Origin of the sequence: Nocardia coubleae NBRC 108252 (genome assembly GCF_001612805.1) — a bacterium.
GTDB lineage: Bacteria > Actinomycetota > Actinomycetes > Mycobacteriales > Mycobacteriaceae > Nocardia > Nocardia coubleae.
Genome location: NZ_BDBD01000007.1, coordinates 127,175 through 141,816, shown reverse-complemented (window position 1 = coordinate 141,816; position 14,642 = coordinate 127,175). Strand labels below are relative to the sequence as shown.

At 65.4% G+C, this 14,642-nt stretch carries 14 protein-coding genes and 1 other RNA gene; 9 read left to right on the top strand and 6 right to left on the bottom strand.

The window, feature by feature from the left end:
- Positions 1–77 precede the first annotated feature (77 nt).
- From hisN to NCO8_RS06320, 7 genes are all read left to right on the top strand, one after another.
- Positions 78–863, top strand: coding sequence for a histidinol-phosphatase (gene hisN / locus NCO8_RS06350; RefSeq protein WP_067637194.1), 786 nt, complete (start codon positions 78–80; stop codon positions 861–863).
- A gap of 97 nt (positions 864–960) precedes the next feature.
- Entirely contained in the window at positions 961–2,952 is a 1,992-nt protein-coding gene (recQ, locus tag NCO8_RS06345; RefSeq protein ID WP_067637192.1) for a DNA helicase RecQ, read from the top strand.
- A gap of 50 nt (positions 2,953–3,002) precedes the next feature.
- Positions 3,003–3,233 carry a WLR motif membrane protein gene (locus NCO8_RS06340; RefSeq protein ID WP_067491761.1) on the top strand — a complete coding sequence of 77 codons (231 nt, stop codon included), beginning with the start codon at positions 3,003–3,005 and terminating at the stop codon, positions 3,231–3,233.
- A 171-nt stretch (positions 3,234–3,404) separates the two neighbouring features.
- Positions 3,405–4,022: a YdcF family protein gene (locus NCO8_RS06335; protein ID WP_084456670.1), complete on the top strand. Its 618-nt coding sequence runs from the start codon at positions 3,405–3,407 to the stop codon at positions 4,020–4,022.
- 125 nt (positions 4,023–4,147) lie between these two features.
- Positions 4,148–5,086, top strand: a complete 939-nt coding sequence (locus tag NCO8_RS06330) for an acyl-ACP desaturase (RefSeq protein WP_067491765.1) — start codon at positions 4,148–4,150, stop codon at positions 5,084–5,086.
- A gap of 48 nt (positions 5,087–5,134) precedes the next feature.
- On the top strand, positions 5,135–5,608 hold the full coding sequence (smpB, locus tag NCO8_RS06325) for an SsrA-binding protein SmpB (protein ID WP_067637187.1): 474 nt from the start codon (positions 5,135–5,137) through the stop codon (positions 5,606–5,608).
- A complete protein-coding gene (locus NCO8_RS06320; RefSeq protein WP_084456655.1) occupies positions 5,605–6,468 on the top strand; it encodes an EamA family transporter in 864 nt (287 codons plus the stop codon). Before smpB ends, NCO8_RS06320 begins: the two co-directional genes overlap by 4 nt.
- Before the next feature lie 3 nt (positions 6,469–6,471).
- Here NCO8_RS06320 and NCO8_RS06315 read toward each other — a convergent pair whose 3' ends face one another.
- Positions 6,472–7,770 carry an ABC transporter substrate-binding protein gene (locus tag NCO8_RS06315; protein ID WP_067637185.1) on the bottom strand — a complete coding sequence of 433 codons (1,299 nt, stop codon included), beginning with the start codon at positions 7,768–7,770 and terminating at the stop codon, positions 6,472–6,474.
- Positions 7,771–7,981: 211 nt separating this feature from the next.
- Between NCO8_RS06315 and ssrA the strand changes: the two genes are divergently transcribed.
- Positions 7,982–8,353: a transfer-messenger RNA gene (gene ssrA, locus NCO8_RS06310) on the top strand.
- A gap of 322 nt (positions 8,354–8,675) precedes the next feature.
- On the opposite strand, the gene NCO8_RS06305 is transcribed toward ssrA, so the two are convergent.
- Entirely contained in the window at positions 8,676–8,903 is a 228-nt protein-coding gene (locus NCO8_RS06305) for a hypothetical protein (protein ID WP_157104797.1), read from the bottom strand.
- 2 nt (positions 8,904–8,905) lie between these two features.
- Positions 8,906–9,223 (bottom strand): helix-turn-helix domain-containing protein, encoded by a 318-nt coding sequence (locus NCO8_RS32855; protein ID WP_084456653.1) that lies wholly within the window; start codon positions 9,221–9,223, stop codon positions 8,906–8,908.
- A 159-nt stretch (positions 9,224–9,382) separates the two neighbouring features.
- On the opposite strand from NCO8_RS32855, the gene NCO8_RS31125 reads away from it, so the two are divergent.
- The gene (locus NCO8_RS31125) at positions 9,383–10,717 is read left to right on the top strand and encodes a Scr1 family TA system antitoxin-like transcriptional regulator (protein WP_157104796.1); all 1,335 of its coding nucleotides are present in this window, start codon (positions 9,383–9,385) and stop codon (positions 10,715–10,717) included.
- A gap of 989 nt (positions 10,718–11,706) precedes the next feature.
- On the opposite strand, the gene NCO8_RS06295 is transcribed toward NCO8_RS31125, so the two are convergent.
- The 3 genes from NCO8_RS06295 to NCO8_RS06290 form a co-directional block, all read right to left on the bottom strand.
- Positions 11,707–12,552, bottom strand: a complete 846-nt coding sequence (locus NCO8_RS06295; protein WP_245655263.1) for a transposase — start codon at positions 12,550–12,552, stop codon at positions 11,707–11,709.
- 50 nt (positions 12,553–12,602) lie between these two features.
- Positions 12,603–12,767, bottom strand: coding sequence for a hypothetical protein (locus NCO8_RS32345; protein ID WP_245655262.1), 165 nt, complete (start codon positions 12,765–12,767; stop codon positions 12,603–12,605).
- Positions 12,768–12,936: 169 nt separating this feature from the next.
- Positions 12,937–14,562: a TerD family protein gene (locus NCO8_RS06290; RefSeq protein ID WP_084456665.1), complete on the bottom strand. Its 1,626-nt coding sequence runs from the start codon at positions 14,560–14,562 to the stop codon at positions 12,937–12,939.
- Positions 14,563–14,642 lie beyond the last annotated feature (80 nt).

The following is a 14,642-nucleotide window of genomic DNA, read 5'->3' as shown; positions in this document are numbered from 1 at the left end:
TGGCTGGGAGTGCGGTAGGTGGCGGACTCGGGGAATCCCATTCGAGTTGCGGTTGTGGCTCGCCATAAACTCCTTCCGTGGCTGCCTACTCCGCTGACCTGGACCTTGCTCTTCGATTGGCCGATGAGGCCGACGCCATTTCCAAGGAGCGCTTCGGCGCAGTTGACCTGAAGGTCGACTCGAAACCGGATCTCACACCTGTCTCTGATGCCGACCTCGCGGTGGAACAGGTGATCCGTCGGGTGCTGAGTGCCGAACGCCCGGACGATGCCGTTCTCGGTGAGGAGTTCGGCGGCGATGCCGAGTTCACCGGGAGGCAGTGGGTGGTGGACCCGATCGACGGGACCAAGAACTTCGTTCGTGGTGTTCCTGTGTGGGCCAGCCTGATCGCCCTGCTGGAGGACGGTGTTCCGGTGGTCGGGGTGGTCAGCGCCCCGGCACTCGGTCGGCGCTGGTGGGCGGCGGCGGGGTCGGGGGCGTGGGCTCAGGTTCATCCCGGTGCTCCGAAACCCATCACGGTGTCGGCGGTGGGCGAGCTGGATTCGGCGAGTTTGGCGTTCTCCTCGCTGTCGGGCTGGCACGAGCGGGGGCTGCGGGAGAAGTTCATCGACCTCACCGACGAGGTGTGGCGGGTCCGGGGGTACGGCGACTTCTTCAACTATTGCCTGGTGGCCGAGGGGGCTGTGGATATCGCTGCCGAACCGGAGGTCTCGTTGTGGGACCTGGCTGCCCTCGACATTCTGGTTTGCGAGGCGGGTGGCACGTTCACCTCCCTGGACGGGCGCCCGGGCCCGCACGGCGGCGACGCGGTGGCGACCAATGGCCCCCTGCACTCCGAGGTCCTTGCCCGTTTGCGGGCGTGAGAGGCGAGTTATCCACATGTGAGCAGATCCCGGTCATGGCGGTGATCGGGGTCGGCGGAGGGGCTGCGGTCCCGGCGCTCGCTCGTAGGATGGCCCGGTGAGCAATTCCGGCGCCACAGCCCCCGACGACTTCCCTCCGGAAGACTTCCCGCCCGACGACCCCTACTCGTCGGGCGGCGGTTACGTCTCCGAACACGATTTCGACGACACCGACGGCTTCCACTTCGACGACCTCGCCCCCGCCACCCCGGGCCGGGCGGCGGCCCCCGCACGCGGTGAGACGGCCGACGAGGTCTTACGCCGGGTCTTCGGCTACGACAGCTTCCGTGGCGACCAGGCCGCCATCGTCGAACAGGTCATCGGCGGCGGTGACGCGCTCGTCCTGATGCCGACGGGCGGCGGCAAATCCCTGTGCTACCAGGTGCCCTCGCTGGTCCGCCCGGGTGTCGGTGTCGTCGTCTCACCGCTGATCGCGCTCATGCAGGACCAGGTCGACGCGCTGAGTGCACTCGGGGTGCGGGCCGGGTTCCTCAACTCCACCCAGTCGCCCGATCAGCGACGCACGGTGGAGGCGCAGTTCGTGACGGGCGAGCTGGACCTGCTGTATCTGGCGCCGGAACGCCTGCGCCTGGAATCCACGCTGCGGCTGCTCGATCGCGGCACGGTCGCCCTGTTCGCCATCGACGAGGCGCACTGCGTGTCGCAGTGGGGCCACGATTTCCGGCCGGACTATCTCGCGCTGTCGCTGCTGCACGAACGCTGGCCCGACGTTCCGCGCATCGCGCTCACCGCCACCGCCACGGCGAAGACCGCCGCCGAGATCGTCGAACGACTCGATCTGGGTGAGGCGAAGCAGTTCGTCGCCAGCTTCGACCGGCCCAATATCCAGTACCGGATCGAGGGCAAGAACCGCCCCGACCGGCAGCTGCTCGAGTTCATCCGCACCGAGCATCCCGGCGACGCGGGCATCGTCTACTGCCTCTCGCGCAATTCGGTGGAGAAGACCGCCGCCATGCTCAACGAGAACGGTGTGCGGGCGGTGCCGTACCACGCGGGCCTGGACAACCGTGTGCGCGCGGAGAACCAGGCTCGGTTCCTGCGCGAGGACGGGCTGGTCGTGGTGGCGACCATCGCCTTCGGCATGGGCATCGACAAACCCGACGTGCGGTTCGTCGCCCACCTCGACCTGCCGAAGTCGGTGGAGGGCTACTACCAGGAGACGGGCCGCGCGGGCCGCGACGGTCTGCCGTCGACGGCGTGGATGGTCTACGGGCTGGCCGATGTGGTGCAGCAGCGCAAGATGATCGACTCGAGCGAAGGCGACGCCGCTCACCGCAGGCAACTGCAACTGCACCTGGACGCCATGCTCGCCCTGTGCGAGACGGTCAATTGCCGACGCGCGCAACTGCTGAACTATTTCGGGCAGCAGCCCACCGGACAGGGCTGCGGCAACTGCGACGTGTGCCTGAACCCACCCGAAACCTGGGACGGCACCGTCCCCGCGCAGAAACTGCTCTCCACGGTGCTGCGTCTCAAACGTGAACGCGGACAAGCCTTCGGCGCCGGTCACCTCGTCGACATCCTCCTCGGCAAGACCAACCCGAAGATCACCCAGCACCGCCACAACGAGCTCACCGTGTTCGGTATCGGCACCGACCTGCGCGACACCGAGTGGCGCGGAGTGGTCCGTCAGTTGCTGGCCGGCGGTTTCCTCGCGGTACAGGGCGAATACGGCGTCCTCGCCCTCACCGACGCGGGCAACGAGGTGCTCTTCGAGGGCCGGAAGGTGGCATTGCGTCGCGAACCCGAACGTCCCACCCGGCCCGCACGCGCACCCAAGGCGGCGAAGGCCGCGGCCGACCTGCCCGCCGCCGATGTGCCACTGTTCGAACGCCTCCGGGCCTGGCGCGCGGCCACCGCCAAGGAACAGGGTGTGCCCGCCTACGTGGTGTTCCACGACGCGACCCTGCGCGAGATCGCGGCCCGCAAACCCGGCGATCTCGCCGCCCTCGGCACCGTCGCCGGGGTCGGCGAGAACAAATTGGCCCGGTACGGGGAGGGGGTGCTGGCCACGCTGGCGGGCGACTAGCGGGAAGGGAACTCGCGACGGATCAGGGGGTGCCGCGTTAGTGTCGATTCATGGCCAATGGTGAAGGCTCCGAGTCGGAGACGTCGGGTGGGTCGAGCTCGGGTGGCGCGGATGCCCTCGCGCCGATGCCGCATCGGCATATCGACCCGGCGGTCGCACCGTCCTTGCTCGGCGGCCACCGCCCGGTGCACCGGGGCAGGCCGCGCTGGTCGACGGTGGCACTCGTCCTCGTCTTCGCCTCCGCGCTCGCCCTCTATCTGCTGTTGCGTCCGGGCGGCTGACCCCGGCGGCGACCGTAATGTTTGTGATGGCGCGGACCAGCACCGCCCACCACACCCTTGTGAATTCCGGTAGCCGCACGTCATAGCCCTTCCAGCGTCGCCTTCCACGGCGCACCGTTGGCCTCCTCGACCGATCGAACGGTGATCGGTCCGCGCAAGGAGGCGACGGCCATGGTCTGGACCAAGTGGGCGATCCGAGGGGTGTGCACGGCCCTCACCGCAACCGGATTCGTCTGTGCCGCAGCACAATCGGTGTCGGCGGAACCAGCGGTGGTCACTGTGATCCAGGATCTGCGCCGGATCGTCGCGCCCACCGTGCCGGGTACGTACGGCGGCGACACAGCGGTGGTCATCCTCGGGTACGGACTCACCCCGGAGGGCACCATGCGCGAAGAACTGCTGCGCCGGTTGCGGACCGGCTACGTGCAGGCGGTGTTCGCGCCGTGGTCGCCGATCATCGTCACCGGCGGCAACCCGCAGGCGGGTCGCAGCGAAGCCGACGCCATGGCGAGCTGGCTCGAGGACGCGGGTATCGACCCAGCCCGCATCCTGCGCGAGCCACACGCCGACTCAACCATCGGCAACGCCGACCACACCGCCGCCCTGATGAGCGAGCACAACCTGACCTCGGCCGTGCTCGTCACCTCCGCCGACCACGTCGCCCGGGCGCGAGCCGCCTTCGACGCGGCCGGGGTCACCGTGGTCGGCGAACTGACACCCGACACCGCCCCCTGGCCCCACCTACCGCTGAGCATCGACCAGTTCGGCCCCATGCTGCCCGCGGACTAGCCGACGGTGCGGCCCACTGTGATCGCACACAGTATTCCGCGACTGTGCCGACGCCCGCCACGACCTGGGCCGATCGTAGGGGCACGGACTCCGAGTCCTCTCCCGCAACTTCGAGGTGACACCAGATGCAGCTCCACCTGTCCGACCGCGACATCCTCGCCGAGCTCGAATCGACGGCCGAGGACAACCTCAACGACCACCTGGCCAAGGCCAAGGACTGGAACCCGCACGACTACGTGCCGTGGGACGAGGGTCGCAACTTCGCCGCCATGGGTGGAATCGATTGGGAACCGGGGCAATCCAAGCTCAGCGAAGTGGCGCGGGCGGCCATGATCACCAACCTGCTCACCGAGGACAACCTGCCCTCCTACCACCGTGAACTGGCCGACACCTTCGGCCTCGACAATGCCTGGGGCACCTGGGTCGGGCGGTGGACGGCCGAGGAGAACCGGCACGGCATCGTCATGCGCGACTACCTCGTGGTGACCCGCGCGGTCGACCCGGTCGCCCTGGAACAGGCACGGATGGCGCACATGACCGCCGGTATCGCCAAGCCGGAGAAGGGTTCCCAGTTCCTGCGCGGCGTCGCCTACGTCACCTTCCAGGAGCTGGCCACCCGCATCAGCCACCGCAATACCGGCACCCTGTGCGGCGATCCGATCGCCGACCGGATGCTCGCGCGCATCGCCGCCGACGAGAACCTGCACATGATCTTCTACCGCAAACTGTGCGGCGCCGCCCTCGACCTCACCCCCGACGCCGCCATGGCCGCGATCACCGATGTCATCCTGCGTTTCCAGATGCCCGGCCTGAACCAGCCCAACTTCCGCCGCAACGCCGTCCTGCTCGCCAAGCACGGCGTCTACGACCTGCGCCAGCACCTCGACACCGTGCTGAAGCCGGTGCTGCGCACCTGGCGGATCTTCGAACGCTCCGACTTCGGCCCCGAGGGCGAACGCGCCCGCGACGAACTGCACGCCTATCTCACCGATCTCGAGGTCAAGGCCGCCCGCTTCGAGGAACAACGCGACCGCGCACTGGCAAGGGCCGCGGCCCGCGCCTGATCCGGCCATGGAATAAACCGCTGGCGCCGTCACTTACAGTTGACCGTTATGAAGGAGAAAGGCCGGAAGGTCATCGCGACCAACCGCAAGGCCCGGCACAACTACACGATCCTCGACACCTACGAGGCGGGGATCGCGCTGGTCGGCACCGAGGTGAAGAGCTTGCGTGAGGGCAAGGCCTCGCTCGTCGACGCCTTCGCGACGGTCGACCACGGCGAAGTGTGGCTGCGTGGCCTGCACATCCCCGAGTTCAGCCACGGCACCTGGACCAACCACGCGCCCCGGCGTAACCGCAAGCTGCTGCTGCACAAGCGTGAGATCGAGCACCTGGTCGGCAAGTCCCGCGAGGGCAACCAGACGCTGGTGCCGCTGTCGATGTACTTCTCCGACGGCAAGGTGAAGGTGGAGCTGGCCCTGGCCAAGGGTAAGCAGGACTACGACAAGCGCCAGGATCTGGCTCGCCGCCAGGCCGAGCGTGAGGTCACCCGCGAGATCGGTCGGCGGGTCAAAGGCATGCGTTGATCTCCGTCGTCCTCGCCCTGATCGCGGCGGCGGGTTACGGAGTCAGCGACTTCTTCGGCGGCATCGCGGCCCGCAGAGTCACCGCTCTGCGGGTCGTCGTCGTCTCGTATCCGTGGTCGGTGCTGCTGGTCCTGCTGATCGCACCGCTGGTCGGCGGCCATCCCGACACCGCGTCGATGCTGTGGGGGCTGGCCGCCGGTGTGGCGAGCGGGCTCGCGGTGTGGTGGTTCTACGCCGCGCTGGCCGACGGGCCGATGGCGGTGGTTTCCCCGGTCACGGCGGTATTGGTGGCCGGTATTCCGGTGATCGCGGGCTTCTTCCTCGGTGAGCGCCCGGGCCCGGCCGCGATCGCCGGTATCGCGCTCGCGCTCGTCGCGGTGGTGCTGGTGAGCCGTGAGGCACCGGACGAGACCACCGAGGAGATCATCGGCGGACGGCAACTGCGCTTCTCCCGTCGCGTCGCCCTGCTGACCGTCGGTTCCGGCGCCGCGTTCGGATTCGCCTTCTTCTTCCTGCACGAAACCGACCCGGCCGCCGGCCTGTGGCCGCTGCTCGGCCAGCGCGGCGCCGCGACGGCGGTGGTGTGGATCTGCGCTCTGGCCGCCGGTCAGTTCGCCGGTCTGCACGGTGAACCGCTGCGGTTGGCGTTGTGGATCGGCGTGCTCGACGTGATCGCCAACGCCGCCCTGCTCTACGCCTTCCACGGGGCGATGCTGTCGGTGGTCAGCGTGATCGGTTCGCTGTACCCGGCGGCGACCGTGCTGCTGGCGATGGTGCTGCTCGGCGAACGAATCAGTCGCACCCAGAAATTCGGGCTGGTGCTCGCGCTCGCGGCGGTCGCGATGATCGCCGCGGGCTGAGCTCTACAACCGGGTGCAGGGTTCGTGCAGTCCGAGCCTGGCCAGCGTCGACCCCTGGTAGCCGACCGCGATCGGCCGCGCACCCATCGGCGCGCTGTCGTCGGGCTGGAACACCACGGTCCACTCCTTGCTCAGATCGGGCGCGTCCGCACCGACGGGATGGATGGCGACGATGCCTTCCCCGTCGGGTTTGAGCCCCTCGGCGGCCCGACGCAGCCCCTCCCGGGTGAGCTCGCCGCGCTCCGCCGCCTCCGTGAGCAATGCCCTGAGCGGGTAGGAGATGGCCCAGCCGAGCGAATAACCGAAGTTGGACGGTTCGTGATCGGTCGCCTCGCGTGCCTTCTGCGCGCCGACGCTGTCGCCCGCCCAGCTGTCGACGGGAGTCATGTAGTTGTAGCGGGCGGCGAGCGCCGGGGCGGCGGCGGTCTGGTGCAGTGCGGCGTTCCAGGTGGGCAGCGAACCGAGGAACCGGCCGGTGAACCCGGCGCGCACGAGCTTGCCCACGATTTCGGCCGTTTCGGCGGGGCCGGTGGCCAGCATCACCAGATCGGGGTCGGCGGCGAGCACCTCCTGCACCGGTCCGTCCTGATTGCCCACCTCGCCGTTGGGTCCGGTGTCGATGCGGTCGGCGATGGTCGCGCCGTTCGCGAGCGCCCACTTCAGCGCGCCGCTGGCGTAGTCGCCGCCGTAGTTGCCCCGGTAGGACACCACCGCGATATTCGTCGGCGCGTAGTGGTTCTCGGCGAACCAGTCCAGGCCCATCACCGCTTCGGTGCAGTAGGAGTAGCCCGCGCTGAGCACCAGGTTGCGGTCGGCGCTGCGGTAGTTCCAGCCCGACCACTGGGTGGCGGCGGTGCTCACCATGTTGTCGGCGTCCATCTGGTTGAGCATCGCGATGGTCTGCGAGGTGCCGAAACTCATCGCGAGGGCGAGCACATTCGGTTCGATCTCGGCGTAGCCGGCACGATGCCTGCCCGGGTCGAGTGAGGTGTTGCGGCTGTGGGTGGTGATGTCGACGTCGTAGCCACCGATCCCACCCGACTCGTTGACCTGGTTCCAGAACGCGAGCTGACCCTCGTTCATCGACGAACCGAGCGCCGAGAACGGGCCGTCGGCAAGGTCCGAGAGCACTCCGAGGTACAGGCAGCCGCGATCGGGGTGCGCGGAACCCGGACAGGGTTGACTGCTCACGCCGGGAGCCTGTTCCGACTCACCGGCCGAACACGCCGCGGCGAGCACCAGTCCGGCAACAGCCGGAATCACCGCGACCCGGCGCAGCCCACGCCGACGGGGGAATGCCATCAATCAACTCCTTGGTCCAGCCGCCCAGGCGATCTCGCTTCTCCCGGTTCGACCGATCGAGAACGATACTCGCCCCCACCGACTGTGCCGGACCAATTGGCCGGTTCGCTACCCGGTCACCACGACGCCACCCCGCGCTGGCAGAAATAAGGGGAAGAAACCGGGAAGCACGGGTGTTAATATGACTAGCCCGCAAGGTGCGGGCACGTACGGGGCTGAACGGTTTCGACTGCGTACGTTGATTCAGGGGAAGCGTGTCGGTGCAGGCAAGAGACCACCGTAAGCGTCGTTGCAACCAATTAAGCGCCGATTCCAATCAGCGCGACTACGCTCTCGCTGCCTAAGTAGCGAAGCGTGTCTGTCAGTCCGGGTTCGTCCCTCGACCCGGGTACTGGCATCAGCTAGAGGGAATCACCGTCCAGGTCGGTCGCGGATCTGGGCGGGACATCGAACAGCGACTGGGATCGTCATCCGAGCTTGTTCGCGAGACCCGGAGATCCGAGTAGAGACATAGCGAACTGCACACGGAGAAGCCCTGAAGACGCGGCGGAGGACCCGGGTTCGATTCCCGGCAGCTCCACTCGAGGCCCCGACCAGGTACAGGTCGGGGCCTTTGCCTGCGAGCGGCTGTGAACTGGGCCTGAACCGAGCGAGTCTTCAGTCACCCCGCAACCGTGCCGATTGCACTGCGTGGTGGTCGCGTCACCAGATGGGTGGCTTTCGGTAGACGCCCGCCGGACCGATTCCGATAATCGTGCAGTGCCGAGTCTGTAGGCCCGCGTGGACTGACGCATGAACTCAGTGACCTCCGGGAGGACTGCAGCGGACGCCAGCGGTGGTCCCGTAGTCCGGCGGTAGCTCTGTCGTCGGTCTAACTTGACGTCCACCGCCGGGTGATCGAGTGGCTAGCGGCGTATCACCAGCTTGACGATCGCGAGTCCGATCATCATTGACGCGGTGAAGGAGCTGCCGCCGACCGCGATCGCTCCGGCCATCGGTGTGCCGAGTAGCGCGGCGACGATGCCGCCAAGGAGTCCGGCAACTATGGCTAGCGCTGCCGTTGCCGTCAGCGAAAGCACGACCAGTGCGGTGCTGCACCGATTCATTTCTGTACGGGTGTCTGTGGTGTGCATGGCTACTTCCGATGCAAGGGTGGGCGTGGTCGCGCAGTCGCGCGGCGAGGCGAAATTATCGGGCGGCGGCCGAAGGCTCCTTTTGGTGGATCGTCAACCGACGCCGCGGCAGTCATGATCGCTTTCGGATCGACCGCGAATACTCCGGCCATGCGTTGCGCGAGGGTAGGTGAGCACGCTCGCCGCCCGTTTTCGATGTTGGAAAGATGGCTGGAGCTGATCTCGACCTGCTCGGCTAGCTCTTGTTGACTGACCCCCGATAGTCGACGTAGCGCCCTAATAGTCGCGCCGACCCGCGCCCACTCGTCTCCAGTTCGCATAGCGTTGATCGTAGCCGCGAATTGGCATTATCTGCCAGATTGAAAGGAATTCTCTGCCAATAAAGTTCGTCGTTCGAGGTCAGAGCGGCAGGCCACGGTTGGGTTGCTATTCTGGTTTGGGTTGCCCATGCACTATCCGGGAAGTGGCATAGTGTGCCCATGGACGGCTTCGGTGACTGGGAACGCTTGGCAGGCAGGGTGATTGCTCGGCGGACCGAGCTCGGCATGCCCACGCGGCAGGATCTGGCCCAGAAGGCGGGTCTGAGCTACAGGCTCCTCGGGGATCTGGAACGGGGTACCAGGCCGGTGTCGGAAGGTTCGCTGGCCATCGTGGAGCAGGTGCTTGGCTGGCAGCCGGGAAGCTCAAAGAGAATCCTTGAGGGTGGCGAGCCAAGATTGGCGATCGACGGCCCACCTGTCTCCGCTATCGCGGATGGTCTGGCCGTCGGACAACGAACCGATGCGTCGCCAACAGCTGACCGTGCGCTTGACGAGGCGTACAGGTTCGCCTCGACGATGGTGAAAAGCGGTGATGATTCGGCTGTGTCGCGTTTTGGTGAATTCCTTGGGGACATCGGACATTCACTAGTTGTGAGCGCGAGCGGGGAGTTGGATCTGGCCGCCGACGGTGAGGTTGGCCCGACTGCTTCCTCGCTGCAGCCGACGGTACTCCGTATTGCACTTGGAAGGTACCTATTTGACGTACGGAATAAGAACGGAATCGGCCTCAATGAAATCGGCGATCATTTGGGATGCACGGAGAAGAGTCTTAGCGATGTCGAGAATGGTACGGCGAAGTTCGGTCGGAGATGGGTGCGTCGCGCATTAACGGCATATGGGATAGGTGACCCCAAAATTCATCGCGAGTTCGATGAACTTGCGATGACTGCCGATAGGTCAGGTTGGTGGACCGGGTATGTAGATAAGTTGCCCGAATGGTTCGAGTCATATATCGTACTGGAACGTTTTTCTGATCGGATTTGCACGTTTGAATCGCCTCACATTCCGGGCCTTTTGCGAACGCCTGAATATGCTCGCTCTGTAATTCGGGAATCGATGTCTGTAGGTGTCAAGCGCCGTGTCTCGGTGGCGATGCACCGTCAGCAGGTGCTTGTTCGTTCTGGTGGGCTGAGCTTGTGGGCGCTTGTTGACGAGGCCGCACTCTATCGTTCACCTGAAGGGGCTGACATGCAGGAGCAGATACAGTATCTAATAGATATCGGTCAGCGAGATAATGTGACCTTGCAGGTTCTCCCAGTCTCTAGCTATCCGCCTTCGAATCCGGGGCCGTTCACCCTGCTTAGTTTGCCGCTGGATGGCAATCCGGATGTTGTCTATATCGAGGAATTTACTAGCGCGATCTATATTGACCGGGCTCGCGAGGTCGACCAGTATCGTCAACTGTTTAACAGTATTGCAGAGTCTGCTTATTCGCCTGAGGAGACTACCGAGTTTTTGCAAGGTCTTCTGTCGGCAAACGGCACCGGCCATTAGAATGCTAAGAGATCCTGACGGGTCTGGTTGTTGAGCCGTCGCCAACGAAATGGCGCACCGAGATTTGAAGAATCCGTAGTCGATGTCGATGGGCCGTTCCCACCGGACGGTCCGTCGTCGGTAGTGGTGGAGCAGTGCGAGGGTTTACTCCACGATCCAGCGGCCGGCGGTGACCTAGTCCCGGGTTCCATGACGATGACGATGGGTATAGCCGGTGATCCCGCGTTGCCGAAGCTCGGCATACACGCTGGGTAGTCGGAACCTTGTCGGTGATCTAAAACTTGATCAGGCGACGCGGTTGCCCTCACTCACCGCGCACGGAACGAACCCGATCGAGCACGGACGCGAACACCAGTTGCGGTCGTTGACTTTCGCCGTGGAACTCCACGGCGAGTGGGAAACCGTGGCCGCAAACAACAAGTGGTGCGTGGAGCTCGCCTTGGCGCGGTCTACCGGGCTTGGTCGGGTCGCGGCGGCCCCATTTTTTCGCCCGTACGTGGGAGCTTTCGATCAGTTCTTCGAACCCGCGGACTTCATCCTTCCTCAGAAGATGAAGTTCCCCCCGGGCGATCCTCGACGACTATCTGTTACGGGTTGAGAACCACCATCGTCTCCCTTGTGCGTTGTCCATCTCATCGAGGTCAAGATCGATGCGCCTCCGACCGGTCGGATTGGACCTTCGTTGTCACGCAGTATCTTTGCCACCGTCCATTTGGACATGCGGTACTCGATCTTCAACTGAGCCGAATACGCGCCGGTTTCGTACTTGCCTACGCCCGCGTGGCAGTTCCTCCGGTGCCAGCTAATCTTCGTGCCGCCCGAGTTCCGCGGCCGTGGCTTGTTCTGCGGACTTGATCTGCCTGGTCCGCCTAAATCGAGAAGTCTCCGCAGCTCAGCGAACCTTTCGCGGAGATCAGTGCGGTTCGAGTCAGTTCCTGGCAGCTCCACTCAGAGCCCCTCACCTGATACACAGGTGAGGGGCTTTTTCATCAGATCCAGCGTTCGTACTGGTCGGCGGGGACGAGTTTCGGGAAGAACTCCGCCCGCAGACTCGCGATGACCGCAGCGTGGTCGTCGCCGGGAATGTCAGCCGCTGCCGCCATGGTGGCGAAAACGGCCCGCAGTGGCTCGTGTCGCAGGACGTCGCGGACGGCGTACACGGCGGAGGTCGCTTTGCGCCCTGTCTCTACCGCCTCGGTGACGTGCTGGTGGAGGTCGGGTGCGTCGAAGACCGCTGGGAGCGGTCCACCCTCGGGTAGTACCGCGAGTGCGGTCTGAACCCAGTCGATCTGATCGGCACCGGATGTGGTGCATGCCCGCTGTGCTGCCCATGCGGCGATCGTGCGCAGTTTCGGTGCTCGTGCCCGCACGATGGCATCGACCAAGCCCCGATCGAGGTAGGCGAACGCCTGCGCGTAGTACTGGCTGCGAAGTGTGTCGGTCGGTGGCCGTCCGCCCCAGCGGCGAGCTTCCTCCTTGGCCTGCTCGACGACGTATTCATATCCGTAGCGCAGGGCGATGGTCGCGTCGGCGCTCGGGTCTGGGGCCCACCAGTTGCGGCGTGGGTGGATGATGATGCCATCGTCGGGCACGGCGTCTGTCTTGTGGAGCCGAACCATCGGAGTCGGCCGGGCGACCTTCCAGAACTGCACCAGATACGACTCCGAAGGGTGCGACACCTCCAGATCCCAGTATTCGTCACGACCCCGACCGGACACCCGACAGCGATAGCGACCTCGGCGAACAGGAACGCGATCGAAGCCCGGAGCATGCGCCCCGTCGAGACCGAGCACGTGGACAGCTTTGCCGACCTGGATGTCGGCTTCCTCGATCACCTCCCAATCCGCATCGCCCACGTCGCCCGTCGGCGCGTCGTCCAGGACGGTCAGGTGAGCGAGACGGGCCCGTAGGCGATGCCGGTTTTGACGGTGACGAAGTTCTGCCCGACCTCCATTACGCTGCCCGACTCGAAGGGTTCGTATGTCTCGGCCGTCACCGCGCCGACGACGAACTGATGGTGGTCGGCGTGGGCGAGCAGCGGTTCGGGCACCCGCACATTATGTGCGTACCGGCGGCGCAAAGGACGCGAGGTCAGGCGATACCCCCACGGAAGATGCTCAGCAGGGCGGCGGTCGCGCCGGTAGCAGATTCCACGATCAGTCGGGGTGGCACGAAATGTGGTGCCACCCCCACTCGCTACTCCGAACGCTTCTAGTTGCTCACAGCCGCGCACCCTTTTCGAGGTTGCATTTGCGGCAGAGGATCTGGAGGTTGTTGATGCTCGTCGCGCCACCGCGGCTCAGCGGGATCACGTGGTCGAACTCGAGGTAGTGGGTGTCGGAACACTGGCAGCATCGCCCGCCGTCGCGCTGCCACACGGCCGCCTTCACGTGGGGTGGAATCGACCGAGAATCCCGTTGGCCAGGAGCAAGTACGAGCCGTTTCGCTACCCGGAGCGCACCCTCGAGGACTGCCGCGACGTACTCCGGGTCCGGCACCCGATAGGTTCCGCCACCGCGTGCGGTACTGGCGGCGATGATCACGTTCCCGTACTCGGCCGAGATCGATACGATTTTCGCCCAGGGCAACTCCGTGCCTGCTCCCGCGCTGACGAACCGCAGCTTCTTGCTGCTGCCGATCAGCCGGCCTTCCGTGTGTTTGGGACCGCTGGCCAAGTACTTCACCTGGGCAGCGTTCACATCCAGGTACACAGTCTCGTCGACTTCCAGGTGGAGGCCTTGCCGTTGGACGCTTGGCAGTTCGCCCGCCCGCACCTGGGTCAGCGCACGACCGCGATGCATGCGCTGCCGCAGTTCCTCGACCCGCTGCCGAGCGATTCCGAGGTCGACCGCTCGTTGCAGGTCGGCGACGGTCCTGGTGAAGTTCTCCATTTCGGAGTCGTCGATCTCGTTGTCAGCGAAGGCGAAGCTGACGACGCGCTCCAGATATGAGATAGCCAGGGGTCGCAACGCTTCGCGACCGGAGGCCTCGTGAATCCGCTCGAAACGCAGTTCGATCCACAGCTGATCCCACGCGTCACCGCGCGGTCCACAGGTCGTCAGCACCTGCCAGGCTCGCGACCGCCACCCTTCCAGGAACCTGCTGACATCGCTCTCACACCATCGGCAGGGGCGTTGGCCGCCGAACCGCGGAATCCGCTTCTCCCTGCCGCAGCGATCACACAGCCCGGGGTTCGGGGGAATGATCGGGTGGTTGTCGTCGGTCCAAGCCGTGCCGTTCCACCAACGCAGCCGGTCGGGTGCCGACGAGTCCGGATACCAACCCGGCGCATTGTCGGTGTGCGGCCGTTTTCCGGCCACCGGCGCAGTCGGCGCTTCGGACGGTGGATCGTCGACCTCCACCCCGAATTCCTCCGCGAGACCGCGCAGTCCGCTGTCCCAACCCTGACCGACGGCCCTGAATTTCCAGACTCCGTTGCGCCGGTAGAGCTCGCCGAGCATGATCGCGGTGACCGCTTCGACCCCGTCCACATCGAACGACAGCAGGACGTTGCTTCCGTCGTAGACGGTCACGCTGAGGCCGGGGATGTCGGCGAAGGACCCCTCATCGACAGAACCCGAGATGACGACGCGAGACACGGCCGCCTCTACGGTGTCGAGCGAGACGGTGAGTACCGAGCGGCCGACATCAGACGCGGTGAGGGCGACCGCGCCGGACGGGTGGCGTGCGGCGTTGTAGAAAACGAAATCGTCGTTCGTGCGGATCTTGCCTGCCTCGGTCAACAGCAGTGCCTGCGGATCCACTTCACGCTGCGATGTCCAGCGCAGTTCGACATCGACTGCGGACGCGGCGATCTCAGCGTTCGCACCTCTCGAGAGCTTCATCTCGAGCACACCGTTTTCGCGGCGTGTTCTGTTACGCACCAATGAATTTCACCGCAGACTGATACAGATCGGGCCCGCAC

Coding starts and splice junctions, on each gene's coding strand:
- NCO8_RS06340 (WP_067491761.1), top strand. CDS start 3,003: ATGGCCAATGGTGAAGGCTCCGAGTCGGAGACGTCGGGTGGGTCGAGC.
- NCO8_RS06335 (WP_084456670.1), top strand. CDS start 3,405: ATGGTCTGGACCAAGTGGGCGATCCGAGGGGTGTGCACGGCCCTCACC.
- NCO8_RS06330 (WP_067491765.1), top strand. CDS start 4,148: ATGCAGCTCCACCTGTCCGACCGCGACATCCTCGCCGAGCTCGAATCG.
- smpB (WP_067637187.1), top strand. CDS start 5,135: ATGAAGGAGAAAGGCCGGAAGGTCATCGCGACCAACCGCAAGGCCCGG.
- NCO8_RS06315 (WP_067637185.1), bottom strand. CDS start 7,770: ATGGCATTCCCCCGTCGGCGTGGGCTGCGCCGGGTCGCGGTGATTCCG.
- NCO8_RS06305 (WP_157104797.1), bottom strand. CDS start 8,903: ATGCACACCACAGACACCCGTACAGAAATGAATCGGTGCAGCACCGCA.
- NCO8_RS32855 (WP_084456653.1), bottom strand. CDS start 9,223: ATGCGAACTGGAGACGAGTGGGCGCGGGTCGGCGCGACTATTAGGGCG.
- NCO8_RS31125 (WP_157104796.1), top strand. CDS start 9,383: ATGGACGGCTTCGGTGACTGGGAACGCTTGGCAGGCAGGGTGATTGCT.
- NCO8_RS06290 (WP_084456665.1), bottom strand. CDS start 14,562: ATGAAGCTCTCGAGAGGTGCGAACGCTGAGATCGCCGCGTCCGCAGTC.